The sequence below is a fragment of the Agrobacterium sp. K11 genome (assembly GCF_059429395.1).
Map to the genome: position 1 here is coordinate 1 of NZ_JCAHRB010000022.1, position 22,302 is coordinate 22,302.

The following is a 22,302-nucleotide window of genomic DNA, read 5'->3' on the forward strand; positions in this document are numbered from 1 at the left end:
CCTCCTTTCTCTTTGCATTCCAGTCATATGCCTCCCCGTTTGGGGCGAGGCGCACCATAGGTGAAGTCCGAAACCCACAGCCTGTTTGGTGCTGGGGCTTTGAAGTGGCGGTTAACCCGGTCAAGCGGGTTCGGGGCCGACTTGTCCGAGAACGTCGTGCGGATCGGCTTACCTCGAATGATACCCTGCAGGCGCATCGACCTCATAAGCCTGGCGACACTGCAGCGGGCGACGTCAAAGCCTTCACGCTTCAATTGCCGCCAGACCTTGCGAACGCCATAGACGCGGAAGTTCTGTTCGAAGACACGACGTATCTCAATCTTCAGGCCGATATCGCTGCGGGCGCGGATCGACAGGCGATCCACGTCCAGACGTTTGGCGGCATTCTCGTAGTAGGTTGACGGGGCGATCGGCAGCAGTCTGCAGATCGGCTCGACCCCGAACACACCACGGTGTTCGTCGATGAACGAAATCATCGCTTGAAGGGGCGGTCGAGCTCCGCCATGGCGAAATAGGCCGAAGCTTTGCGCAAAATCTCGTTGGCCTGACGAAGCTCGCGGTTCTCCCGCTCGAGAGCCTTCATCTTCTCGGCGACATCGCTCGGCAGGCCTGCTCGTTTGCCGCTGTCGACCTCGGTCTTCTTTACCCATTCATGCAGCGTGGCTGGCGAGCAGCCGATCTTGGCAGCGATAGATGAAACGGCAGCCCACCGCGAAGGGTGCTCGGCTTCGTGATCCAGCACCATACGAATGGCACGTTGACGGACTTCAGGTGAAAACTTGTTCGTTGTCTTGCTCATGATGGCTCCACTCTCTCAGAAGTTGGAGCCTCCGGCAAACCCGGAGCGGTTCAATATCCTGGTTCAGGCTCGCCGCAACAGCAGGGCTGCCAGACGCTTCTTCTCCAGGCTGGTCAGGCAGTTTGGTCAGCCGCGCGTGGTCGTGACGGACAAACTGAGTAGCGACGTGGGGACGATCCAGGCCATCGCTCCGGATGCCGATCACCGGGCGCACAAGGGGCTGAACAACCGAATTGAAAATTCCCACCGGCAGACCCGAAAACGCGAGAAGATCATGGGTCGGTTCAAGTCGACACGCCACGCACAGCGCTTCCTGTCGGCCTACGATCAAATCAACACGATCTTCCGTCCTCGCCGCTACACTCTGAGCGCCATTTCATACCGCCATGCACGGGCTGACGCGTTCAGCCTGTGGGCGCACTATGCCGCTGAAATGACAGTCTGAAACTGCCAACACAGCGTCGATCGCACCCAACGCTAAACAACTCGGCAATGCCCTCAGGTGTGCCGATGGTCACGGCTGTCTCTTACAAATCCTTTCAGGAACTGCCGAAAGCCAAAGCACCCGCTGTCCTTCAAAAGCTAGCCCAGGCCGTCGCAGCAGAAGGTTTCTCAGGTATCCAGATCAACAAGGCACTGTCGTCAATCGATGCCCACCAGGAAACCAGCGGAAGTGGCAGGATTCAGACGCTGCGCGTTGTCGCCCGCCAGAAAGGCGCAGCTGTCCGGATCGATGCTGTTTTCAACATTCAGGCAGGACAGATCGCCGACAAGGATGTCATCCGCAAGGGCATCTGCGACATCATAAAAGGCGTGTAAGGTACGGCTTGACGTTCACCTAAACCGATGAGCGCCGCCAAGGGCCACTAAAATTGCCGATCAGCCAGCCGATTACCATTCAGGAATTTGTCGAGTTCAGCAGTACGGGATCTGGATAGCCGAACTTCTTCCGCAAACTGGGGCCACCGATCTACGGCCTCTCGAACCTGCTCTATAACCTCCCTGGCATATTGATCCGGGATCGAAGCCGCTTTGGAGACCGCCAAAAGGTGAGACATGCCGGGGGTTCTACCTTCCCCGGCTATTGCAGCACTGTGCTCACCGCCTGGCCCGGACGAAAACGTAAGATCGTATGCGGGTGCCAGAGACCACCTACCATTCCCGTCCATAAGAAATGCATGGTTTTTAGCATGGTCGTCGCGATTTCTGGCATAGACATTGAACACCATATTTCGAAACATCTTGAGGACTTCCGCAGCGTCGCGGGTCATCATATGGGTCAGCTTGTGAAGTTGCTCATAGTTCACACTCGCCTCACGATGGCTGGCATTCAACAGGCCGCTTGCCGTGTGCATGTGGAGCCTGCCGGCAGGTGTCCTGTCAAAACGTTTCGTCGCGAAAAGCCGCCTTCCTTTCCGGGTCTCCAACAGCTGCGTGTCAGCCATCGTCAGTCCTGCAGCTACCGCCATAAGCGCATAGGCTCTTTCTTCAGCGCCAATCTCCCGCGGATCATCGGAACTAGGTGCCTTGACCATCCACCTTTCAAACCCCGCGCCCAACGGCTGGCCGTAGTCCAGAACACAGGTATTTTCCACTTGGTTGAAGCCGATCATAATCTTCGGACGTGCACCCGCGGATCCGCCCTGTGCGCCCTGCAAACGATCGATGTCGGCGATGTCCATCTCCGTCTGTACCAACTCCACCTGATCAGCGAACCAATCGAGATCAGTGACGGCCTGTTGTTTCTGATCGTCTGGCAATTCCGGAATGTATGAGAGTGCCCCCATTCCCGTTCTGCCCACCGCCGAGAGACGGTCAACCGGCGTGAGCCGGGTGTAATCAATGCCCGCTCGCTGTAGACGGCGGTCCAGCAACAGACGACCCCACCCGTCAGGCAGGCTGTCGTTGAATAGCCCATGGAGCCCGTCGAACGGATCGCGAGGCGCCGCAATCAACCCGGTGGCCGCCATCATATGGAATGGAGAAATCAAAAGGGGCGATGTCAGAAACTCCGCCGCGTACTCGAAGTAAGCCCTCCGTTCCTTGCCACTCCAGGCGAGGGTACCGAGTTTCCTCTCGTTCCCTTCGAGATTCAGATAAACCTTAATCTGCTGGATTGGCTTGAACTTCATTTCCGGCGCACACGCTGCTTGAGAGGACGATCAATGACATCATCGATATTCTGCGGCGGCCGACCTGGAAACAAGCGTTCGAACTCCGCCTCCGCCTCAAGGGCAAACGCAATTTTCACAAGGCTCTCGAGCGAAATTTTCCCGGTTTCTTCGAATAGCCTCAACGATCCGTAGGACACATTCGATCTCGAAGCCAGTTCACGCTGGGTCAATCCATGCTCAATCCGTCGGCGCTTCATTCTGTCCGCCAAACCTCTGATAACTTCCACCGGGGATGCCATCCTAAATGCTAACATATTATCACCCAAATACAAATAAACGACATTACTGCCAATATAATAGCATTTACATAAATCGCAAGTCGGTGATTTGAGCCATGCCGGAAAAGGTAGCGGCATAACTTAGCCGCCGGAAGCCAGCGCCAAAGAAAGGATCGTACTGAGTGCACGGACGCTCAAACCACATCAACTGCAGCAACAAACATCCCGCACCAGATAAGCAACGGCAACCTGACTGAGCCAATCGGCGCCGGAGACCGCCGCTGGCGGCAATCCGGCAGCCGACACATATAAAGCCGTTATAAGGAAAATGACTTTACCCCCAAAAGGTGGGAGTTGATTGAACATCTTCAGAAGATCGGTCGCCTGTAATTCCAGATGTAGTTTGTCGCTCACGTAAATCTTTCTTGAAACGGCTTGGCTAATTCCACACAGCACTATATTGCGCTGGATTCTGCCATGGCACATCTCTCATGAACAGATCGCACGCAATTGCTGCTTCTGCCGGAAGCGGTTGATGGTTACGTCGGCCCGGACAACCCCGTCCGCTTCATCGAAGCTTTCGTCAACTATCGCCAGAACCAGCACCGGTCGATCCTTGTCGCCCTCCTCACGGCCTTCGAGGTGCGGCCAATGCCAAAGGTGCGAATATCTGAACAGCCCGCCGACCTTTGGTTCAGTCGGCAGAATGCTTGTCCGTCAACAGTTCGGCGTTGAGATGTTCCAGACCCGGCTCCATCTGCGATGCTTCAGTGGCGGCGAGGTCATCGTCGCCGAGCGTCGTCGAAAGTTCGACTCGGCGATCACGCTTTGCGAGGCGCATATAGTCCTCATAGGCAATCACAACGGGGCGACGCCGACCGTTCTTGGTGATAATGACGGGCTCGCGGACTGCAGCGTGATGATAGGCTCCAAAATTTTCGAACCGTGTTGGAAAAAGTGGCAGAATAACTCAGCCGCCGGGAGCCGGTGCAAAAGAAAGAACCGTACCGAGTATTAAGTAGTATATCTAAATACAAAAATTTGAATTACATAATCAAATACAGTCAGCGGCTCCTCGTACAGAAACCGCTGCCCATGAGACATCACACCTTGGGTCGCAAGCACATTTTGCTGTTGTTGCTCACACCACTCATGTCACATACAAAGTACTTTACTTTGTATGGGTGCGAACGGGTGTCCGAGACGCTTACTGTTTTCCCACGAGAACCGATTGTTGAGGTCGTACCCCAAGCTGATTTGCCGGCACATTTCCGCTCATCTCCGGGCATGTAGTAGCACATGACGACCTGTACGGGGATATTGCACTTGTTGATGACGTCAACGTAGTCCCAATCGATCCTGCCCCGACTGCGCTGTTTAAATGCTACGCAATCATCATTCGCGTAAGGGGCCTGGCCATTCCTAACCGGCCTCTGAACCGACGGTCTGGGATCGGGCGTACTTGCAGCGTTGGCAATTGCGCCTGCTCTGCCAAATGCCCGGCTCATCCGATCGATATTATCCGACGAGCGTGGACGAAATGTCTGTACAGGTCTGTCCTCGGGTTCCGGTAGAGCGTTCAGTATAGCAATGCCCAGCCCCAGCAATGCGGCTGCATCAGCTCCAGATGATTGTCGTTGCGCAGAGCCACCGCCGCACCCGTAAGATCGGCCACCGTTAGCCGGGGCCAGTTCACACCGTGCATCAGCCTGTCCGGAAAAAGGAAACACGGAAAGTGATGACAGAAGGATAAGAAAAGTTACACGCCAGTTCATTCTAACCTCTCGCTGAACGGATGAATCATTCCTCAGCGCAAGGCTATATCCCTCGCCCGATGCGCTGACGATGCGCCAGACACCATCATAAACGGGCACCATAATCGTACCCTAATTGGAGAATGCGACAGCTCCGTCTTTTTGTTTGTCTCTAACCGCTCACATCCAGGACGCGGACAATACGCAAGCTTCCCAGATGCGAAGATTCAGCTTGGGGACTTCAAACATGCAATTTAAAAAATGCATCCGAACCAGCGCCGTAACCCTGATTGCTTTCGCCGCAAGCGAACACGCGGTACCTGGCAAGGATATCTGCTCGGACACGTATATGAGTGAGAAGATCTAACCGTTTGCAACACGTGCCCGGAATGCAATCGACATTTGCGGCACAGCAAAGGCGGGTGTGGCTCTCTACACCGAAAGCCTGCGGCTCGTACAGCAATGCCTGCACGATCCGGGGCTACGGGCCTATAAGCAGGATCTGGAAAGACTTTTGCATGATGCGAAAAATCAGGCATCAGCATCATGCGGCTGAACACCGCATACTGAAGTAGCCTTGCGTGTTAGCGTAGCCGAATGCCAGCAAGAAGGACACATAGCTCCGCCTGTCGTTCGGTCCCGGTTTTACGCAGGATTGACCGAATGTGGGTACGAACCGTTTCATACTGAATTCCACAATGACCGGCGACGGTTCTAAGATCGGCACCGTCGGCAAGAAGCGCCGTAATTTTACATTCGGACGGCGTCAGCCCAAACAGATGATGAAGCACGTCATATGAAATGAAACGTTTATCACTCACATCTTCGAACAGCACCATTGCGTACGACCTGGCGAAAACGTCGCGGACATTTGGCCCAGCCCTTTCGATCCGCGCAAGCAACGGCCTCTTCTCACCACGGGTCAACGTCACGACTTCGCCGTGAGCCAGATCATTCGATCGAATGACCTTGTTCAGCGTCGTCTCAAAGACCACTGTCTCCCGTGACGACGCTGCCCTGATTTTTCCATGCGCTATTCTGACATCCCCGGTGAGAAGCGAATCCGCCTTCTGGTTAGCCATTACCACATGACCACGATGGTCAAAGAAAACGCACGCAACATCTGCACGCTCAAACGCGGCCAGACGTCCTCTCATGTCGCCAGCCGAAAACAGTGCCATGATCCGCGCGGACATCTGAAGGTGGGTTCTGAGAGTAGCGAGGTGAACCCGGTCATCGTTCCCGAACCCACCATCGCCGAGCCTGCGTTGCAGGACGAAAAACAAATCGTCCTCACCTGAGGAAAAATTGACGACTGCTGTATGCTGGAATCCATGCTTCGCCATGAATTTATAGTATTCGAGATTATCGAGATCATCTTTACGGACGAAATCCTCCTCGAGGACAACTCCGTTACGCTTCATCAACGGTATGAATTTTGCCCGGTGGTCTCGCGTGTTCCAGCCGTCGTTTATATAGGCTTCCATGATCGAGGATAAACTCTCGGTGAAAAGAATACCTCCGACCGAGCCGGAGCTTGCCGGTGCCATGACATTGATGCCGCCGGCGCCAGTTGCCTCAGCAATCTGCTCCAGAAGCGAGGGCCAACGCGAGGGCTCCAGCGCTGCATCCTGGAAACGATTCAGCAGATTATGAAAAACCGCGATATCAACCGGCATTTTCCCCCTCACCCACCAAAGTATATTTGTATAGCCAGAATACAGCACCAGATCCAGAAGTTGTTTTCATGCATACTTGAACAAACAAACTTGTCGAGCTGGAAGCCGCCCGTTTCTCATCCACCTCCCGAAGCCATCAACTGCAGCAGGTAGGTACGCCTTCCAGGCGCAACGGGCTTCTACGACGGACCGGACGGATGTGCGCTCAATCGTCGGCAAGACACTCGTTGCATTTCTCAGCCGTCTTATCGTCACCTAACGACATCAGTCAGCGTCTTGGAGCAAACCCGAACCCGATCAGCCAGACATACCCCAATTGGGGTACGCAAACCTGGGGTAAGCTAGATATTAACTTGCCCTGTAATCAAACTGGAGCAATATCAATGCGTTACGTGTTGATGTGGGTCAGGCCTGACAGGCAAGAGCCCGTTTTCGAAACCGACGATATTTCACAGTGCGTACTGTGGATCAGCAGGCAAACAGAAAATAGCGCCGAATTTTCAGAGGCCGATTATAACGTCATCGATCGGGATCTCGATGCGGACATTCCGCGCGCGACAAGTTTCCTGTAGCAAGAGGACGCTCCTTTAGCAGCGGCTAATTACCTTAATCCTAACAAATTACTTTTATAAACAATCTCAATTATCTGTATTTAAATCACAAAATTTATATTTCAACAAACTGCGAGTTCACCCCCGCACATGGCTAGGAAGAAGACTGCTGCTCTCCACGGTCCCGATGTGTTCGCAATATAGCGTCCGAGCATGAAGATCCGCCCTCCGAGCCATCAGTATTCTCTGTCGGTTGACGCACCGGCTACTGCTCCCGAAGCCGGCCGATCATATCCACGCGGTCGCACGTCCCGGTGGCGGGTACGACATTCAGGCGACACGAACCTGAATGCGTCGAGCTTCGGATCGTTGTGCTGCCGATGTAGCATTGTGGTAAAAACTCGCGTCTCGTCAGCGGTTCGAACTTTGAAACAACAGGCGTCATGTCACGAAAGTTCGCCCGCTTACTGGCTATCGCTTTGGCACACCTGCATAGCGAAACATGATGTCATCGTAGAACTGCTTCCTAAACAGCACTTCGCGGTCAAAACATTCCGCACAGACTTCCAAATCAGTGGTCGGATTATAGTCAAGATGCGTTTCATCGATCATGCATCTGCTCCTGAATTCGCCGGCACCGCTTTTGAACGCTGTGAGTAATTCGCTCAAGAATCCTCGTCGGATCGCTGGAGAGGGCGACGATATATGGTGCCACCTCATCGCATGCGACGCTGACCAGTTTTGCAAGCTCCCCCACCCGTTTCAGTGTCGATGCGCCGCTCAATCCAATGTCATCAGCCAGTGCCTGCCAGTCGGCACGCCGCAGGTCAGGCGCATGGAACCGACCGAAAATCCCCTGCGGCAGGCTCTGGTCGACCTGGCGATAAACGGCAGCGCACATCAGGTCATAGAGTGGAGCCATCTTCGCGGACCCACCGGCACCAATCAGGATAGAGTAATTTTTGGCATGCGAATCCGAATTGCAGATCAGGACATTGAAGATCACCGCATCGAGAAGTTTCAACCGCTCGCCAGGCGAAACAAGATCGCTGACGGCGTCAAACATCATCTTCATGGTCACGCCGCGGCCGGTCGAGGATCGCTCGTATTTCTGCGAGGGGAAGCAACCGGTTAACTGGCAAAGATCCTCCTGATGCAACCTGCGGATCTCGCCTTGAGGGTCGGTGAAGCGATCATAGCGTTTCACGAGAAGATAACGCCGCTTGCCAGCTACTCCGATCGTCGCCTCGGCAGCCTCAAGACCGCAGGCACGTGCAAGCGACAGGCAAAAGGCTTCGTTCTCCACGCTCCCCGCAAGGCGTTTCGTATCCGGCTTGAGAATATGCGTGGATGGCGTCCCATCAACCGGAACTGAAATACGGCCGTTCCCGTCAACAAACACCGGCAGTTTCTCCTGGACGCCAGCAAGCGACATGGAAACACCGCGCTCTCCGACCAGAAAGGGTTTGGCAGGAAGTTCATTGAGAATACGCTCCAGCGCCTGCTCGTCCGGCACCGGCCGGAGGTTGACGCCAGCTTTGCGCGGCTCCCCGATCGACAGTGCCCCCGCCGTGTCACGTCCGATATGAGCAAGTAGACCGACAATATCTTGCGGGGAAACCTTGAAGCGCTGACCGATCTCGGCAAGATGGGTTTCCGGAAGCAGATTGGCAAGCCAGGGAAGCAGCTTCGCTGCACCTACGGATCCGGAACGCAGCGGCATGGTAAGCGACACCGGAAAGGCCGGGCGGCGCGCTTCCCAGCCCGGATCATAGTCCAACCTCCATTCGCCTTCAAAAGTCAGATGGGCGACAGGCAAGGTCTCGTAGTAGATGGTTGTCATTGATCAGCACCAAACATCGGCAAAAAGCCGAGGTCATCGTCCGACGCGACTTGCACAGTCTGAACCGTCTTGAGATCGCCAAGATCGATTCCAACTGCGCGTGCGACGATCAGGGCTTTTTCGAGCTGGCAACTCGGCTTGCCCGATTCAAGCTCGACGATGAAGCGTTCCCCCGTTCCGGAACGGGCAGCAAGACCGGTTTGCGTCCAGCCAAGTGCTTTGCGTCTCTCCTTGATAGCAGCGCCGAAATCACGCGCGGACCTGAACATCGTCAACCTCCATAGTTTGACTTACCGTACAGGAAGTTTTCCAAAGAATCAAGGAATCGCTTCCCGATCAGTAAGTCTTACGCTCGATCGCGCCAAATCATCCTGATCGGGAATCTTTGTGGGATCGCACCTGGCAGGAGCAAGAGTATTTGCCTCGTCTCACGGGCCTATTGTTTCATCATCATTGCCCGATAAATTGATACACCGGCCATTACTATCGTATTAATGTTTTACATCCGAAAAACTACTTATTTATATGATATATAACCATAAGTATCACGATGATAAACGGCGTAATCCATTTCGCCGCGCGTTGGGCCCTGATGCACGGGCATCACGCCAACACCTTAAAACAGCAGCCTGAAGCCCACGCTGCCGGTTCTCAGTTGACGCCGCCTGGTCGACCCGGCAACCTCATACCATGACCCTGACCAACAGTTTCATTGCCGAACTCGTCCGCGACGCCAACAGGCTCGAGAACCTCGACGACTATCAGAAGCGCCGCATGCTTGAACGGGCGGTAACGACAATCCGCGACATGCGCGAAACGATCGGAATCCCCTCCGGTCCCGGTCGCGACAGTGTCGTCGACATCCACACCGTCGCCCTGTCCATCGAACACGGATGGCGCAGCGATGACGACGTGCGAAACGCCCTGCTGCAGGCAGCCGGCATGATCCGAGACCTGCATATCGTCCTCGACAGCAAAACCGGAATCAGCTTTTCCGAACCCGCCGGTTGACGCCATGTGCCATCTTCCCGCCGTCAATGGCACTTCGTACCGGCGAAATTCAGCTTAATGATTTTAGGTTTTCGTTAACCATACGCGACCACCCTCCTCTCACAACAACGATGGAGGTTGGCTTTGGCTTACGACTGGAATCGCAATGAACGCGAAGGCATGTTTGATGAACTGGCGGCGGCCCTGATATTCTTCACAATCGTCAGCCTGCTTCTGGCGTCCGCATACCTGGTGACAACCTTTGCCAGATAGGGCGGGTTCTTTCACCCGTCTACCGGCGAGGACAAGAAACGCCAGCCTGGCAACTTTGGCCGGTGACCGTACTATCAGCCGCCGAATGCCTGCCCCGGGTGAGTGAACGACCATGACAGACGATCTTCGCGGCCATATCCTGCTTCTCTCCGGCCACCCAGGCTCCGGCAAGTCCACAATAGCCGAAACGCTTGCGCACTTGCGCGGCGTGCCAAAGGTTCATTTTCATAGCGATGATCTGTGGGGATACATCAAGCATGGCCGCATCGATCCCTGACTTCCCGAATCCGATCAACAAAACCGCATGATCATGCAGATCGCCGCCGATGTCGCAGGTCGCTATGCCGAGGCGGGTTATTTCGTCATTCTCGATGGCGTCGTGCGACCGGACTGGCTCCCGGCCTTCCTGGCGCTTGCATGCCCGCTGCACTACATCGTGCTGCGCACGACAGTAACAGAAGCAATCGAACGCTGTCAGGCTCGCGGCGGCGACAGCCTCCGCGATCCGCTGGTCGTGGCCGATCTTCATGCCCAGTTCGCCAATCTCGGGGCTTTCGAGCACAATGTACTATCGTTGTCGGGCAAGGACAGGGATCAGGCCTTGGAGGCGGTCATCAATGCGCTGCAATCGGCACGTTTCCGTATTGATGCCACGAGCGATGGCAATCGATTACGAACATAAAGGTGAAGCAAGCGTGGCTGTCCCGACAATCTATCTCCTGCGCCACGGCGAAACAGTCTGGAACTGTCTTGGCCGGTTTCAGGGGCAACAGGATTCCCCGCTGACCGCGCGCGGTATCGAACAGGCCGATCAAGTCGCGCGCCTGCTCCGTGACGCTCTCTGCGACGATGAACAGTCTTTCCGGATGCAAATCAGCCCGCTCGGGCGCGTGCGACAGACAGCAGAACGGGTCCAGGCCGAGGTTGCGCTCCCGTGTCTCGAAGATAACCGCCTCGTTGAGGTCACCACCGGCTCCTGGGACGGCATGACGCGATTTGAGATTGATGCCGAATTTCCTGGGCGTCTTGAAGGATCCAACGCATTCGACTGGTATTTCAGGGCACCGGATGGCGAAAGTTTTGATGACGCCTGCAAGCGCGCGACGTCATGGATCTCGGATCTCCAGCATCCGACGATCGCCATTTCCCATGGCCTGTTCGGGCGGATTCTTCGGGGTGTTTTTCTCGGACTTTCGAAGCTGGAGATGCTCGAACTGCCCGTTCCGCAGGATGGATTTTACCGACTAGATGATGGCAGGTGCGAGCTCATCACAGTTTGACCTGCACGGTCGTGATCCAGAAAGCCAAGGGCCATGGACGTCATTCGCCATGTCGACAGGGGAGAAACACATGCATACACTTAACGTCATTTACCTGGCTTATCTCGACTGCCTCAACCGTCAGGCCTTCGATGAGCTCGGCGCATTCGTCGACGATACTGTTGAACACAACGGCCGGGCGTTAGGCCTGTCGGGCTATCGCGACATGCTGGTCAAGGACTTTGCTGATATTCCAGACCTTCGGTTCCAGGCAGAGATACTTGTCAGCGACGTGACCCGGATCGGCGCCCGGCTTTCGTTCGATTGCACTCCCAAATCCACCTTCATGGGCCTTCCGGTCAATGGCAGGCGCGTTCAGTTCTGCGAGCATGTTTTCTACGACTTCGAACAGACAAAAATCCGCAGGGTCTGGTCGGTCATCGACAAGGCCGCAATTGAGCGCCAGCTCGGCTGACGGCCGTCACCCGGCGAAGGTATCTGTGGCCCGCCAGCGCCAGAAAAATGAGCCGAAAGAGTGTGATTGCACGAAACGCTCACTGAAGCCGGACAGCCTCAAATTTATGCAGACAGCTGCTGAGGTCGCGGGCGTTGCACAAAGGTTACATCATATTTCAGGAAAAAAGCATATGAATGATCTCTCATACAAGGGAGTTCAGAGACTATGAAGAAAATCGTATCGACTATCGCATTCGTGCTTGCGGCATCGACTGCAATGGCGGCCGATGCCGTATCAGAAGTTCCTGCAGCCCCGGCAGCAGACGTTGCGCCGCTGTTCAGCTGGACCGGGTTTACCGCCGGTGTCCAGGCCGGCTACGGCTGGAACAACAATGACGCTTCGATCGTCGGCCTTCCCGGCCAAACGTCCGCAGACTTCGATGGTGCTCTTGCCGGTGGTTTCGTCGGCTTCAACTACGACCTTGGCAACAGCTGGGTCGTTGGCCTCGAAGCAGACTTCGAAAAGAACTGGGGCGATGATTCAGCCACTATCCTTGGCACGGGCTTTGACTACGGGTTTGACTGGCAGGGTTCGGTTCGTGGCCGGGTCGGCTACGCATTTGACCGTGCCCTGGTCTATGGTACCGCAGGCTGGGCCTATGCTCGCGGCTACGCGGAAGTTCCGGGCATTGCCGACGTGAAGGAAACGTTCAACGGCTACACCGTCGGCGTTGGTCTCGACTACGCGTTTACCGACATGGTGTTCGGACGCGTTGAGTATCGTTACACCGACTTCGGCGACAAGGATTTCGATTTCGGCGGCGCTGCAATCAATGCAGATGTCGACCAGCATGCAATACGCGTCGGCCTCGGCGTAAAATTCTGATTCACCCGGACAGCAACAGCAAAAGCCCGGCCATTGTGCCGGGCTTTTTTCTTGTCCCTTTTCCGAAGGCGGGAAGCGACAAACAGGGGTGGGCAAGTACGGGCCACCTGTTGGCCAGTTGCAATGCCACCACAATGACTGAACATGCCGACCAGGACCCGGACGCGACCGGACATGCTCCTTCTCCCTCCAGCAAACGATCAGCCAGCCTCACCCACGATTTCCCCTTTGAGCAAATCCCCAAGCAGTGCACGATCGGCATCACGCAGCGCCATCTGCGTCAGCTTACACCGCAGTAAGTGGAGCAGCATCTGCGCATCCATTCCATCCGCCGGCTTTTTGCAGTTGGTTGAGAATCCATGTGCCAAGCAGCACTTTCAGCCGCACCTCGAGCTCCCGTTGCCGCGCGGCAAGGTTCCGCGGATGATGCGGGTGTTCCCTAGAGGTATTGGATCGGTACAAGCCTGTTCCATGCGTTCGACGACGACACTCTTCGCGACCAAGCGCGGTGGCTAGCTGACGGATCCCCTGGATTTGCTTAAGCACGCCAACCGCAGCTTGGAGCAACTTGCGATTTAGATAAAATTTACGCTAAATCTTATCGGTTTGAACTGATCCGGCCATGCTACGTTTCACGCAAGTCAAATCGGGAGGCCGGCTGCGATGATCTGGAATTTGGAGAAACTAGAACAAGAACGTCTCGACCTCATTGAGGTCATCGACAACCTCAAGAGGTGGGAACGTTTCTCTATAGACGACCGGCACATCATCTCACTACAGATCACCGCACATATGATGCGACTTAGCCAACTGGATGAAGACTTGGCGCATTTGCGTAGTGAAGACTTTTGCTCGGTTGAATATCTGGCTGCTGACTGAGACCCCTCGTTGTGCCGAATTAGGGACCCGTTTGTTCCGTGCTGCCGCTGCGGGAAAGACCTGAGGACATATTGCCCTGTTTCCGCTTCTTCCTACGCCACGCCAGCGCCAATAACTGCGCGCCCTTACCTGAAATGAGCGCCGTCAGCCATGCAAGGCTCACGCATAACTGGCCGGGCAACCTACGTGAATTACAGCGTTTTGCCCAGCTGCAACTGCTCGGCCCACAGCAGCTTCCCGCCGCCGGCGGATCCGCCGAGATGACCGGCCTCGCCACGATGATGACGGCTTACGAGGCCCGCCTCATCGCCGCAACGCTGACGGCGACAGGTAGAAGCGCCACACAGGCGATGAAGCACCTGAAGATTTCGAGAAAGACATTCTACGACAAGGTGAATAAGCACAAGCTTATGGTCGGGAAATTGCGCATGAAGGGCTGAGGCGGGCGGCGGCGTCACAGGCTGCGGATAGCGCCACCATCGACCCGGTAATGTAACTCGCCTGCTGGCTGGCAAGAAAAATGGCGGCGGCAGCGAACTCCTCTGCGCAGCCGTAACGTCCGCCGGGGATGTCCCCGCGCGACGCTTCCAGCACGGCAGCTAGCTCAAGCGCGGCGTTTCTAGCCCTGATGTCATCCAGCACGCGCACGCGGTCGGTGTCACTCCGGCAGAGCAGGATCATGTTGACCGTGACCCCGTGAGGCGCGAGCTCCGTCGACAGCGTTTTCGACCGCCCGGCGTCCGCGGCGCGAACCGCTTTCGACAGGGCGAAACCGGCAATGGGCCGCTCGATGCCCGATGAACCGATGGTGATGATGCGACCCCATTGACGTTCGATCATGCCGTATGCAAGCGCATCGGTGATCGAAAAGATCGAAACCCGCCTCGAATCGACCGCTGAACGCCATGCCCCAGGCGGCTGGCCGAGTGCTGGCGAGCGACCTTCGGAATGGGCGGAAATATCGTCGCGCGCCTTGGCCTTTGCGCTGGCCACGTAGGCGCGGACGATCTCCTGATCCTTTCAAGCGAACGTCAGTTGCCGCCAGTGAGGCCTAAGGCCGCGAGGCGTGGTGCGAACGCGCGAATGACAAATCACCTATGTTGCTCACGCAGAAGGTTTTCAGCCATAAAGGAGACGAAGGCGGACACCTTCGGCGAGGGATGCCGGTTTGCCGGCCAGAGGATGTGGAAGGCACCGACCTCTTGCATATAGTCCTCAAGCACGCTGACCAGCCTACCTCGCCGGAGCTGCTCCCGGATCGCGAATTGCGGCAGGCATGCAAGCCCGAAGCCTCCCTCGGCCAAGCAGATCTGCGGCTCGAGCGTGCTTGCTACCGATGTCACGGGAAGAACAAGTTCAAGGGCCGCGCCGTCCGCCACCATCGGCCAGCGCTCCAGCTTGCCGGTGGACGGATATTTGTGATGATGGCAGGCGTGACCGAGCAGATCGTCGGGCGTCGAAGGCACGCCACGCGCCGCGAGATAATCGGGCGATCCGACGATCCGGTGCGAGAATGCCCCTGCCCGACGCATCATCAATCGCGAGTCCCGGGCTTCGCCGGTGCGGACCACGGCATCGAAACCTTCGTCGATCACATCCACCAGCCGGTCGGTGAAGTCGAGGTCAAGCTCGATCTCGGGATAGGCACGCATGAAGGCCATGACTGCGGGCATCATCAGCATGCCGATTAGTGGCAGGCTGACACGAAGACGTCCGCGCGGCGCCTGACGGATTTGCGACAGCTCCAGTTCAGCGGCCTCGATCTCGCTGAATATGCGGCGGCAGCGATCGAGGAACAGAGCTCCTTCCGCAGTCAGCGTCAACGAGCGCGTCGAGCGATGGAAGAGGCGAACGGCAAGCCGCTCTTCCAGCCGCGCGACCGCCTTGCCGATGGCCGAGCCAGAAACGCCAAGCCTCGCGGCTGCACCCGCAAAACTACCGCAATCTGCCGTTTGAACGAAGGCATTCAATGCGCCGAGATGTTCCATCCACTAGTCCCTATTGCGGACATCTATGTCCGATATGATGAGAACTCTAGCATAATTCTCCAATCGCGGAGACCGGCTTATGGTCAAGGCATGACAAACATGCACTTATTCGCCGCGTCCCCCGTCGACCCGCCCCAACCTCGTCGTCTGCCGCTCTCGGGCCTGCTCGCACTCGCCATGGCCGGCTTCATCACCATTCTGACCGAGGCGTTGCCCGCAGCTTTGCTGCCGCAGATCGGCGCGGGCCTTGCCGTGTCGGACGCACTGGTGGGCCAGATGGTGACGATCTACGCGATTGGATCGCTCATCGCCGCGATCCCGCTGACGGCGGCGACGCAAGGCATACGACGGCGGCGGTTACTCCTCGCTGCCATCGCCGGTTTCGCAATCGCCAATACAGTTACAGCCGTCTCCTCTAGCTATCTGCTGACGATGGTCGCACGATTTTGTGCCGGCGTTTCGGCCGGGTTGCTCTGGGCGTTGCTCGCAGGCTATGCGGCACGCATGGTGCCCGAGGCACTAAAGGGACGGGCTATCGCGGTGGCCATGGTGGGCACGCCGCTCGCGCTGTCGCTTGGCATTCCGGCCGGTACTTTTCTGGGCACCCTCCTCGGGTGGAGGGCGTGTTTTGGCCTCATCAGCGGCTTGACTCTGGTACTGGTTGTTTGGGTTATCGCGAAGGTGCCAGACTTCGGAGGCCAGCCTATGGAGCGTCGCCGCGGGCTCGGCACGGTGTTTACTCTGCCCGGCGTGCGCCCGGTCCTGTTCGTCACCATTGCCTTCGTCCTCGCTCACAACATCCTGTACACCTATATCGCCCCGTTCTTGGTCGAGGCCGGCATGGCAGCGCGGACCGATCTTGTGCTTCTGGTCTTCGGCACGACAGCACTGGCAGCCATCTGGATCGTCGGTGTCCTGATTGACCGTCAACTGCGAAGCCTGTCGCTCGCCAGCATCGCTTTGTTCGGGCTTGCAGCGCTGGCGCTTGGGCTATGGGGTGAGAACCCAGCGGTTGTCTACGGTGCAATCGCGGTCTGGGGCCTCGCTTTTGGCGGAACCGCCACGCTGTTTCAGACCGCTCTTTCGAATACCGCAGGCGATGCTGCGGATGTTGCTCAATCCATGTTGGTCACCGCCTGGAACCTGGCCATCGCCGGTGGCGGTATCGTCGGCGGGTTGATCCTGCAGCAGAGTGGCGTTGGCGGCTTCGCCCCAGCCATTCTTATCCTCCTCGTCCCGGCATTCATCACAACACTTCTTGCACGCCATCATGCCTTCCCACCGGCTGCCAATCCCTGATCCAAAGGAAATTCTCATGACATCCTCAAATTCTTCGATCGTATCGCGCCTGGACGCTGTGATAGACGGCGCGATTGCAGCCGAACGCATCGTCGGTGCTGTCGTCCTTGTCGCGCTCGACGGCAAAACAATATATTGCCGCGCAGCAGGGCTCGCCGACCGGGATGCCGGCACGGAGATGCGAACTGACGCTATCTTCCGACTGGCCTCCGTCTCGAAACTCTTCTCCGCCGCGGCTGCCCTAGCGTTGGTCAGTCGCGGGATACTGGATCTCGATCGACCAATCACGGAATGGCTACCGGCGTTCACGCCGACCTTCGAGGGACGACCGGCTCTTATCACCTTGCGTCATCTGCTCAGTCACAGCGCAGGGCTCAGCTACGGCTTTTTTGAGCCGGAAGGCGGGCCTCTCGCCCAAGCAGGCGTGTCGGACGGTATGGACCGCTCCGACCTGACGCTTGCCGACAACATCCGGCGCCTTGCCGGCGTCCCCCTCTCCTTCGCTCCGGGGTCGGCATTCCGCTATTCGTTGGGGATAGATGTTGTGGGTGCGGTGATTGAGGCGGCAACAGGGCTCGCCTTGCCGGAATCCATCCGCACGCTCGTCACCGAGCCGCTCCGTCTTAAGGATACCGGTTTTGCGCTTTCCGATCCATCCCGGGTTACGGCTGCATACGCGGACGCCACGCCACGTCCCCGCCGGATGCACGAACCGGACTGCTTGCCATTGCTCCCCGGTATGGCAAGCGTCATGATGGATCCATCACGGGTGTTTGATACCAAGGCTTTTCCTTCAGGCGGCGCCGGTATGGTCGGCACAGCGTTAGATTTGTTGCAGCTGATAGAAGCGTTACGGCAGGGCGGCGGTGATATGATGACTGCCGATCATGCCTCCGTGATGGCGCGTGACCAGATAGCCGGGATCGACATCGAGGGATCGCCGGGCTGGGGCTATGGTCTCGGTTTTTCGGTGCTGCGCGACAGCCAGGCCGCAGGCGTGGCCGAGCCGGCAGGCACCTGGCGCTGGGGCGGGGCCTACGGGCATAGCTGGTTCACTGACCCAAGCAACGGCCTGACAGTTGTGGCCCTGACCAATACCGCATTTGAAGGCATGTCTGGCGCCGGGCGGTTTTCTACCGATATCAGTCGGGCCATCTATGCAGCGATGGCGGAGGCGTCATGAGCGAGAAGTGAAATTAGCGATGCTATCCAACAATTCTAATCCAAGACTACGCCTTTAGGCGGGTTCAAACAGGCGCCCCTCTTTGCGACCATGCTATAACAACGATTTATCCGTCTCGCGCAGATAATCTCCCTTCACCGAAATATCATTCGTTCACACGATTAGCCAACAGCTTCATGAGATCCATTCATTCGTGAAGAATCGCCACGATTAGGGTGGGCGCATCCTGATGTTGACACCGTCCGGCGACTGAAGGCCGCGGGGAGATTAGAGCTGTATGCGTATCATCCTGAACATGATCCAGGTTTTACCTTGGATTTCGCATAGGAGTCGGTCGTGAGAGACCCAGTTGGTTTATGCGGAAAGCTACAGCCGGACTGGTAACCCGGGACGGTCTCAGCGAACTTTGGAATACAGGAAAGCGTCCCTTGGTTCGTTCGACAAATTTGGATGGAAAAGATACCGCCGAAGCAACGCTTCCTGGGTCATACCAGCCTTTTCCATCACACGTGCTGAGGCCACGTTCATGAAATCACAAGCTGCCTCGGTGCGATAGATCATCGGATGGGTAAGGGCATGCTCGATTGCCCATTTTACCACTTCAGTCGCAACGCCCTGTCCCCAGTGATCCTTCCGGACAAGCCAACCGTAGGAAACTCGCGGTCCCGCCAGTCGCGCGTCAATCCTTCCAACAAGTTCGCTCGGCACTTCGCGTCGGCAAATGACCGCTGGAAACGTGGAGCCACCTTCCCACTCCAGATAGGAGCGTTCCGCAGCTTCCTGCGTCTGGGAAAGGTCTGTGTGCGGACGCCAAGTGAGATATTTCGTCACTTCACGATCAGTTGCCCAACCAGCAAAGATTGCGTCGCCATCAGATGGTTGAACCCGCCTGACTAGAAACCGCTCTGTGAAGAATTCCTCCGGGAGGCGATACGCCAAGTCCATTCCATCGATCCTTGATCGCGCTCTTGCCAGCGCCATTGCAGCGTACCGCTTGGCGGCGCAACGTACATTATTTGCGGCCGATGCCATGCAACGTTTATAGATTTCCCAAATTAGCCATGGAAATCAGTGCCTGAAATGGAATTCTGTGGTTTTTCTATCTAATGCCGAACTTTTCATCAATATGCTCCCAACCAAGGCGACATTGAATTGCAAAGTGACCGTGACCTGCCACTGAGAATTTCCTCCAGAATAAATTAGAGTCCGGCCCATTTTGAACCGCCCCAGGTTTCTGGACCAGCTGAGGCTAGAGTTTTCCGGCTTCGCAGAGCGGCCGCCCGGCGGTGGGGCAGGTTTCCACACCTCGCCAGACATCAGGGCGGTGTTGCCCGACCGAACAAACCGCACGGTGGCTCCGCGCAGATCACCATTTGATGGTCATTTCTACATCAGATTTCAAATCACGTCGCTAGTGCAGCCACTCGCAACGATAGGCGATGACCGGCTCGGCAAATCCTTTCAGTCTGTATTGATTGCCATGGACGAGGACATCGGCGCTGCCATATTCTTGGAAGGTCTTGTCCGATATCAGGATCTGGTCGCTCTCGGCCGCGGCACAGAGCCTGGCTGCCAGTTGCACTGTCGCACCGAAGAAATCATTGCTGTCCTCGATCGGCTCACCACAATCCAGTCCAATGCGGATGTGAATGGGCTCACCATTGCCGCTGTTGTAGCGATGGAACTCGCGTTGGATATCAATGGCGCAATCCACGGCAAACGGTACGGACGAGAATACAGCCATTATGCCGTCGCCGGTGTGCTTGACCTCCCGCCCCGACCGTCGCCCGAGACAACCGCGAACCAGGGCATCGTGTGCGCGGACTAGTTCCGCCGCCATACGATCGCCAAGGCGGGCCGTCATCTCGGTTGAACCGACAATATCAGTGAACAGGATCGCACGGTGGCCGGCATCCATATCTTTCGAGATGGTAGCAAGCGACAAGGGATCCTGTATTCGCCCGAGAAACGCTTCCACAGCGGACAGAGCGACTTCCACAACTTCACTGGCGACAAATCCGTGGGCTTCCCGATGTACGCACTGCGCAGTTTCAGCGTCTGGAGCATCGATAAGGCAAAAGGCCGTACCACGCCTTTCATCAAACCAGTAGGTCAGGAACCTGACGCCGTACTGATCCTGAATGTTGAGATCTTTAAGGTGTGCCGCGGCGATATCCGCCGCTGAAACTCCGGCAAGCTCGTGCCGGTCCATGAAGATAGGCATTGCTTCCTCCCGGGAGTATATCGTTGCCTGGTCTTCAAGCCAGTTTACGACTTCCCCGCGCCATCGTCCATCACTCTTACCTGTAACGCTAGTCAGGAGCGGACCACCGATAGAGCGATATTGGTTTGCGTGACAAATTCAGGGTATTCGGCTATCTTACGTCGCCTACGAGCATTCACTGACGCGTAAATTTTCGGTCAGCCTTTGCCCGCCAACTCAATTAATTGGGGGGAATGAAATGACACAGCTCGACGAAACAAAACTGAATTCTTTTATTGGCAAAATGCTGGGCGATCTAGGGGGAGCCTTCAGTGTTCCAACTGTCAGGATTGGCTTGAGATTGGGCCTGTTCGATACGTTGCACCGCGCCGGACCGCTAACATCCACAGGCCTTGCGGCAGCCTCCGGTAACCTGTTGGAACGCTACGTCAGGGAGTGGGCGCTGGCACAGGCGGCAAACGGCTACATCGACTACGACAGCGGTTCGGGGATGTTCAGTCTCTCACCCGAGCAGGCCATGGTGTTCGTCAACAAGGACAGCCCCGTCTATCTCGAAGGAGCTTTCGATCTGGTCGCGGCGATGATCGAGGGAGAGCCCAAGGTTGAGCACAGCTTCCGGACCGGCGGCGGGGTGCGATGGGGTGACACTGCAGGTTGCCTATTCTGCGCAACGGGCGCGTTCTTTCGGCCGGGATACGTGAACAATATTGTCCAATCGTGGCTGCCCGCCCTTCATGGCGTTGAGGACAAACTGGAGAAAGGCGCCCGGGTCGCCGATGTCGGCTGTGGCGTCGGCTTCTCGACAATTCTTATGGCCGAGGCATACCCCAACGCCAGCTTCACAGGCTATGACTTCCACGAGCCATCCATAGAAGAGGCGAACAAGCATGCCCGAAGCCATGGGGTGGACGACCGGGTGAAATTCGTGGCGGCGACGGCCAAAGACATCAAGGATACGGATTTCGATCTCATCACCAGTTTCGACTGTCTGCATGATATGGGTGATCCGCGTGGGTGTGCGGGGCACATGTCTCGTATCCTTAAAAAGGACGGCACCTGGATGATCGTCGAACCTATCGCGGGCGACCGCCCGGCGGACAATATGAATCCTGTCGGCCGCCTTTACTACAATGCTTCAACCATGATCTGCGTGCCAACGTCACTTGACCAGGAGGTTGGTGAAGGATTGGGAGCTCAGGCCGGCGAAGCTAAGCTCTCAGAGGTCATTCGTTTGGGTGGCTTTTCCAGCGTCAGGCGAGCCTTCACCGGGCCTTTCAACATGGTTCTGGAAGCGCGGGTTTAGGATTGTTTAGGGCGCGTTGCGCGCCGGCATTGTAGACCAGAGTATTTGCCAGTTAATCGTGTGCAACATGGCGACGAGATTTGGTGGGGATCAGCCGTTCGTGCTCTTTCGTCCTCGACGAGGTTGCTGCGCTTTCCGGTGAGGCGCTCGAACTCGTGTTACGTCATCAACACATGAGATGGCCTGCCGCGATGGGTGATGATCACAGGTCCCGCTTGGGCGGCTTTCTTTGCCTTGCTAACGTCAAGATCGACTTCACTGCAGAACAAACGTGTCATGGTCATCGGAAACCTCTATGTAATCCGAAATCCCAAATGCGGAGGAGCCACCTCCCCTGCGGCATCCCAATCTGGCAAAGTTTTATCATGAGGAGATCGCTGCTCTTCACGACCAGCTTGGCAACGAGGAGACGAGGGCACAGGCGGCCGACAAGCTTCGCACGCTGGTAAACCGCATTGATCTCGTGCCCGATGGTGCGGAACTGGTGATAGTGTGATTAGGCATGGAATAAGGACCCCGCAAATGGGGTGATCGGCGTCCAAAC

The 22,302-nt window shown here is 56.6% G+C and carries 24 protein-coding genes, 5 pseudogenes and 1 other annotated feature; of the genes and pseudogenes, 13 read left to right on the forward strand and 16 right to left on the reverse strand.

Features of this window, described 5'->3' with window-relative positions; all coding sequences use genetic code 11:
- Nucleotides 1-50 precede the first annotated feature (50 nt).
- Nucleotides 51-799: pseudogene (locus AC5SEO_RS26080) on the reverse strand (IS3 family transposase); the annotation flags it as partial.
- Nucleotides 402-518: a sequence feature (AL1L pseudoknot), on the reverse strand. Its footprint overlaps the pseudogene before it by 117 nt.
- Before the next feature lie 52 nt (nt 800-851).
- Here AC5SEO_RS26080 and AC5SEO_RS26085 point away from each other — a divergent pair.
- Nucleotides 852-1,244: pseudogene (locus AC5SEO_RS26085) on the forward strand (DDE-type integrase/transposase/recombinase); the annotation flags it as partial.
- Complete coding sequence (locus tag AC5SEO_RS26090; RefSeq protein ID WP_065687635.1) at nt 1,241-1,618, forward strand: hypothetical protein; 378 nt, start codon at nt 1,241-1,243, stop codon at nt 1,616-1,618. The pseudogene AC5SEO_RS26085 and the gene AC5SEO_RS26090, both read left to right, overlap by 4 nt.
- Before the next feature lie 47 nt (nt 1,619-1,665).
- On the opposite strand, the gene AC5SEO_RS26095 is transcribed toward AC5SEO_RS26090, so the two are convergent.
- The 10 genes and pseudogenes from AC5SEO_RS26095 to AC5SEO_RS26140 all read right to left on the reverse strand — a co-directional run bounded on the left by AC5SEO_RS26095 (nt 1,666) and on the right by AC5SEO_RS26140 (nt 9,287).
- Complete coding sequence (locus AC5SEO_RS26095) at nt 1,666-2,931, reverse strand: type II toxin-antitoxin system HipA family toxin (protein WP_060642210.1); 1,266 nt, start codon at nt 2,929-2,931, stop codon at nt 1,666-1,668.
- Nucleotides 2,928-3,200, reverse strand: coding sequence for a helix-turn-helix domain-containing protein (locus AC5SEO_RS26100; RefSeq protein ID WP_236735824.1), 273 nt, complete (start codon nt 3,198-3,200; stop codon nt 2,928-2,930). Before AC5SEO_RS26100 ends, AC5SEO_RS26095 begins: the two co-directional genes overlap by 4 nt.
- Nucleotides 3,201-3,395: 195 nt before the next feature.
- A complete protein-coding gene (locus AC5SEO_RS26105) occupies nt 3,396-3,605 on the reverse strand; it encodes a hypothetical protein (protein WP_495364181.1) in 210 nt (69 codons plus the stop codon).
- A 135-nt stretch (nt 3,606-3,740) separates the two neighbouring features.
- Nucleotides 3,741-3,899: pseudogene (locus tag AC5SEO_RS26110) on the reverse strand (plasmid maintenance toxin (PemK-like)); the annotation flags it as partial.
- Entirely contained in the window at nt 3,886-4,158 is a 273-nt protein-coding gene (locus AC5SEO_RS26115) for a type II toxin-antitoxin system prevent-host-death family antitoxin (protein WP_060642209.1), read from the reverse strand. The gene AC5SEO_RS26115 and the pseudogene AC5SEO_RS26110, both read right to left, overlap by 14 nt.
- Before the next feature lie 612 nt (nt 4,159-4,770).
- Nucleotides 4,771-4,896, reverse strand: a complete 126-nt coding sequence (locus AC5SEO_RS26120; protein ID WP_256372464.1) for a hypothetical protein — start codon at nt 4,894-4,896, stop codon at nt 4,771-4,773.
- A gap of 633 nt (nt 4,897-5,529) precedes the next feature.
- The gene (locus AC5SEO_RS26125) at nt 5,530-6,624 is read right to left on the reverse strand and encodes a helix-turn-helix transcriptional regulator (protein WP_013762468.1); all 1,095 of its coding nucleotides are present in this window, start codon (nt 6,622-6,624) and stop codon (nt 5,530-5,532) included.
- Nucleotides 6,625-7,646: 1,022 nt separating this feature from the next.
- On the reverse strand, nt 7,647-7,787 hold the full coding sequence (locus AC5SEO_RS26130; protein WP_156390030.1) for a hypothetical protein: 141 nt from the start codon (nt 7,785-7,787) through the stop codon (nt 7,647-7,649).
- A complete protein-coding gene (locus AC5SEO_RS26135) occupies nt 7,777-9,018 on the reverse strand; it encodes a type II toxin-antitoxin system HipA family toxin (RefSeq protein WP_013762466.1) in 1,242 nt (413 codons plus the stop codon). The genes AC5SEO_RS26130 and AC5SEO_RS26135 overlap by 11 nt, the downstream gene beginning before the upstream one ends.
- Nucleotides 9,015-9,287 carry a helix-turn-helix domain-containing protein gene (locus AC5SEO_RS26140; RefSeq protein ID WP_013762465.1) on the reverse strand — a complete coding sequence of 91 codons (273 nt, stop codon included), beginning with the start codon at nt 9,285-9,287 and terminating at the stop codon, nt 9,015-9,017. The genes AC5SEO_RS26135 and AC5SEO_RS26140 overlap by 4 nt, the downstream gene beginning before the upstream one ends.
- Nucleotides 9,288-9,708: 421 nt before the next feature.
- On the opposite strand from AC5SEO_RS26140, the gene AC5SEO_RS26145 reads away from it, so the two are divergent.
- The 8 genes and pseudogenes from AC5SEO_RS26145 to AC5SEO_RS26180 all read left to right on the forward strand — a co-directional run bounded on the left by AC5SEO_RS26145 (nt 9,709) and on the right by AC5SEO_RS26180 (nt 14,201).
- Nucleotides 9,709-10,029, forward strand: a complete 321-nt coding sequence (locus AC5SEO_RS26145; protein ID WP_013762464.1) for a hypothetical protein — start codon at nt 9,709-9,711, stop codon at nt 10,027-10,029.
- A gap of 123 nt (nt 10,030-10,152) precedes the next feature.
- A complete protein-coding gene (locus AC5SEO_RS26150) occupies nt 10,153-10,281 on the forward strand; it encodes a hypothetical protein (RefSeq protein ID WP_003518932.1) in 129 nt (42 codons plus the stop codon).
- Between the two features lie 112 nt (nt 10,282-10,393).
- Nucleotides 10,394-10,963 (forward strand): annotated as a pseudogene (locus tag AC5SEO_RS26155) (P-loop nucleotide/nucleoside kinase family protein).
- Entirely contained in the window at nt 10,941-11,561 is a 621-nt protein-coding gene (locus AC5SEO_RS26160) for a histidine phosphatase family protein (RefSeq protein WP_025594779.1), read from the forward strand. Before AC5SEO_RS26155 ends, AC5SEO_RS26160 begins: the two are co-directional and overlap by 23 nt.
- Before the next feature lie 70 nt (nt 11,562-11,631).
- The gene (locus AC5SEO_RS26165; protein ID WP_025594780.1) at nt 11,632-12,015 is read left to right on the forward strand and encodes an ester cyclase; all 384 of its coding nucleotides are present in this window, start codon (nt 11,632-11,634) and stop codon (nt 12,013-12,015) included.
- Nucleotides 12,016-12,222: 207 nt separating this feature from the next.
- Nucleotides 12,223-12,882 carry an outer membrane protein gene (locus AC5SEO_RS26170; RefSeq protein ID WP_013762458.1) on the forward strand — a complete coding sequence of 220 codons (660 nt, stop codon included), beginning with the start codon at nt 12,223-12,225 and terminating at the stop codon, nt 12,880-12,882.
- 663 nt (nt 12,883-13,545) lie between these two features.
- The gene (locus AC5SEO_RS26175) at nt 13,546-13,761 is read left to right on the forward strand and encodes a hypothetical protein (protein ID WP_019567388.1); all 216 of its coding nucleotides are present in this window, start codon (nt 13,546-13,548) and stop codon (nt 13,759-13,761) included.
- A gap of 38 nt (nt 13,762-13,799) precedes the next feature.
- On the forward strand, nt 13,800-14,201 hold the full coding sequence (locus AC5SEO_RS26180) for an AAA-type ATPase lid domain-containing protein (RefSeq protein ID WP_013762456.1): 402 nt from the start codon (nt 13,800-13,802) through the stop codon (nt 14,199-14,201).
- Here AC5SEO_RS26180 and AC5SEO_RS26185 read toward each other — a convergent pair.
- Together AC5SEO_RS26185 and AC5SEO_RS26190 are read right to left on the reverse strand one after the other, a co-directional pair.
- Entirely contained in the window at nt 14,170-14,754 is a 585-nt protein-coding gene (locus AC5SEO_RS26185) for an SDR family oxidoreductase (protein WP_013762455.1), read from the reverse strand. The genes AC5SEO_RS26180 and AC5SEO_RS26185 overlap by 32 nt on opposite strands.
- A 98-nt stretch (nt 14,755-14,852) precedes the next feature.
- Nucleotides 14,853-15,749: a LysR family transcriptional regulator gene (locus tag AC5SEO_RS26190; RefSeq protein ID WP_013762454.1), complete on the reverse strand. Its 897-nt coding sequence runs from the start codon at nt 15,747-15,749 to the stop codon at nt 14,853-14,855.
- 90 nt (nt 15,750-15,839) lie between these two features.
- Between AC5SEO_RS26190 and AC5SEO_RS26195 the strand changes: the two genes are divergently transcribed.
- Complete coding sequence (locus AC5SEO_RS26195) at nt 15,840-17,048, forward strand: MFS transporter (protein WP_145167517.1); 1,209 nt, start codon at nt 15,840-15,842, stop codon at nt 17,046-17,048.
- A gap of 16 nt (nt 17,049-17,064) precedes the next feature.
- Complete coding sequence (locus AC5SEO_RS26200; RefSeq protein WP_076846199.1) at nt 17,065-18,231, forward strand: serine hydrolase domain-containing protein; 1,167 nt, start codon at nt 17,065-17,067, stop codon at nt 18,229-18,231.
- Between the two features lie 396 nt (nt 18,232-18,627).
- Here the strand turns inward: AC5SEO_RS26200 and AC5SEO_RS26205 are convergent, their stop codons facing one another.
- Together AC5SEO_RS26205 and AC5SEO_RS26210 are read right to left on the reverse strand one after the other, a co-directional pair.
- Nucleotides 18,628-19,263 carry a GNAT family N-acetyltransferase gene (locus tag AC5SEO_RS26205; RefSeq protein ID WP_236742562.1) on the reverse strand — a complete coding sequence of 212 codons (636 nt, stop codon included), beginning with the start codon at nt 19,261-19,263 and terminating at the stop codon, nt 18,628-18,630.
- A 379-nt stretch (nt 19,264-19,642) separates the two neighbouring features.
- Nucleotides 19,643-20,455 (reverse strand): nickel-binding protein, encoded by an 813-nt coding sequence (locus AC5SEO_RS26210; protein ID WP_076846200.1) that lies wholly within the window; start codon nt 20,453-20,455, stop codon nt 19,643-19,645.
- A 238-nt stretch (nt 20,456-20,693) separates the two neighbouring features.
- On the opposite strand from AC5SEO_RS26210, the gene AC5SEO_RS26215 reads away from it, so the two are divergent.
- Nucleotides 20,694-21,758, forward strand: a complete 1,065-nt coding sequence (locus AC5SEO_RS26215) for a class I SAM-dependent methyltransferase (RefSeq protein ID WP_076846201.1) — start codon at nt 20,694-20,696, stop codon at nt 21,756-21,758.
- 161 nt (nt 21,759-21,919) lie between these two features.
- Here AC5SEO_RS26215 and AC5SEO_RS26220 read toward each other — a convergent pair.
- Nucleotides 21,920-22,042 (reverse strand): annotated as a pseudogene (locus AC5SEO_RS26220) (type II toxin-antitoxin system Phd/YefM family antitoxin); the annotation flags it as partial.
- Nucleotides 22,043-22,302: the final 260 nt, after the last annotated feature.

What these genes read in the sequence shown, in the direction of transcription:
- AC5SEO_RS26095 (WP_060642210.1), bottom strand. Translation starts at nt 2,931, where the DNA reads ATGAAGTTCAAGCCAATCCAGCAGATTAAGGTTTATCTGAATCTCGAA.
- AC5SEO_RS26120 (WP_256372464.1), bottom strand. Translation starts at nt 4,896, where the DNA reads ATGCACGGTGTGAACTGGCCCCGGCTAACGGTGGCCGATCTTACGGGT.
- AC5SEO_RS26125 (WP_013762468.1), bottom strand. Translation starts at nt 6,624, where the DNA reads ATGCCGGTTGATATCGCGGTTTTTCATAATCTGCTGAATCGTTTCCAG.
- AC5SEO_RS26130 (WP_156390030.1), bottom strand. Translation starts at nt 7,787, where the DNA reads ATGATCGATGAAACGCATCTTGACTATAATCCGACCACTGATTTGGAA.
- AC5SEO_RS26135 (WP_013762466.1), bottom strand. Translation starts at nt 9,018, where the DNA reads ATGACAACCATCTACTACGAGACCTTGCCTGTCGCCCATCTGACTTTT.
- AC5SEO_RS26140 (WP_013762465.1), bottom strand. Translation starts at nt 9,287, where the DNA reads ATGTTCAGGTCCGCGCGTGATTTCGGCGCTGCTATCAAGGAGAGACGC.
- AC5SEO_RS26145 (WP_013762464.1), top strand. Translation starts at nt 9,709, where the DNA reads ATGACCCTGACCAACAGTTTCATTGCCGAACTCGTCCGCGACGCCAAC.
- AC5SEO_RS26160 (WP_025594779.1), top strand. Translation starts at nt 10,941, where the DNA reads ATGGCAATCGATTACGAACATAAAGGTGAAGCAAGCGTGGCTGTCCCG.
- AC5SEO_RS26165 (WP_025594780.1), top strand. Translation starts at nt 11,632, where the DNA reads ATGCATACACTTAACGTCATTTACCTGGCTTATCTCGACTGCCTCAAC.
- AC5SEO_RS26170 (WP_013762458.1), top strand. Translation starts at nt 12,223, where the DNA reads ATGAAGAAAATCGTATCGACTATCGCATTCGTGCTTGCGGCATCGACT.
- AC5SEO_RS26175 (WP_019567388.1), top strand. Translation starts at nt 13,546, where the DNA reads ATGATCTGGAATTTGGAGAAACTAGAACAAGAACGTCTCGACCTCATT.
- AC5SEO_RS26190 (WP_013762454.1), bottom strand. Translation starts at nt 15,749, where the DNA reads ATGGAACATCTCGGCGCATTGAATGCCTTCGTTCAAACGGCAGATTGC.
- AC5SEO_RS26195 (WP_145167517.1), top strand. Translation starts at nt 15,840, where the DNA reads ATGACAAACATGCACTTATTCGCCGCGTCCCCCGTCGACCCGCCCCAA.
- AC5SEO_RS26200 (WP_076846199.1), top strand. Translation starts at nt 17,065, where the DNA reads ATGACATCCTCAAATTCTTCGATCGTATCGCGCCTGGACGCTGTGATA.
- AC5SEO_RS26205 (WP_236742562.1), bottom strand. Translation starts at nt 19,263, where the DNA reads ATGGCATCGGCCGCAAATAATGTACGTTGCGCCGCCAAGCGGTACGCT.
- AC5SEO_RS26210 (WP_076846200.1), bottom strand. Translation starts at nt 20,455, where the DNA reads ATGCCTATCTTCATGGACCGGCACGAGCTTGCCGGAGTTTCAGCGGCG.
- AC5SEO_RS26215 (WP_076846201.1), top strand. Translation starts at nt 20,694, where the DNA reads ATGACACAGCTCGACGAAACAAAACTGAATTCTTTTATTGGCAAAATG.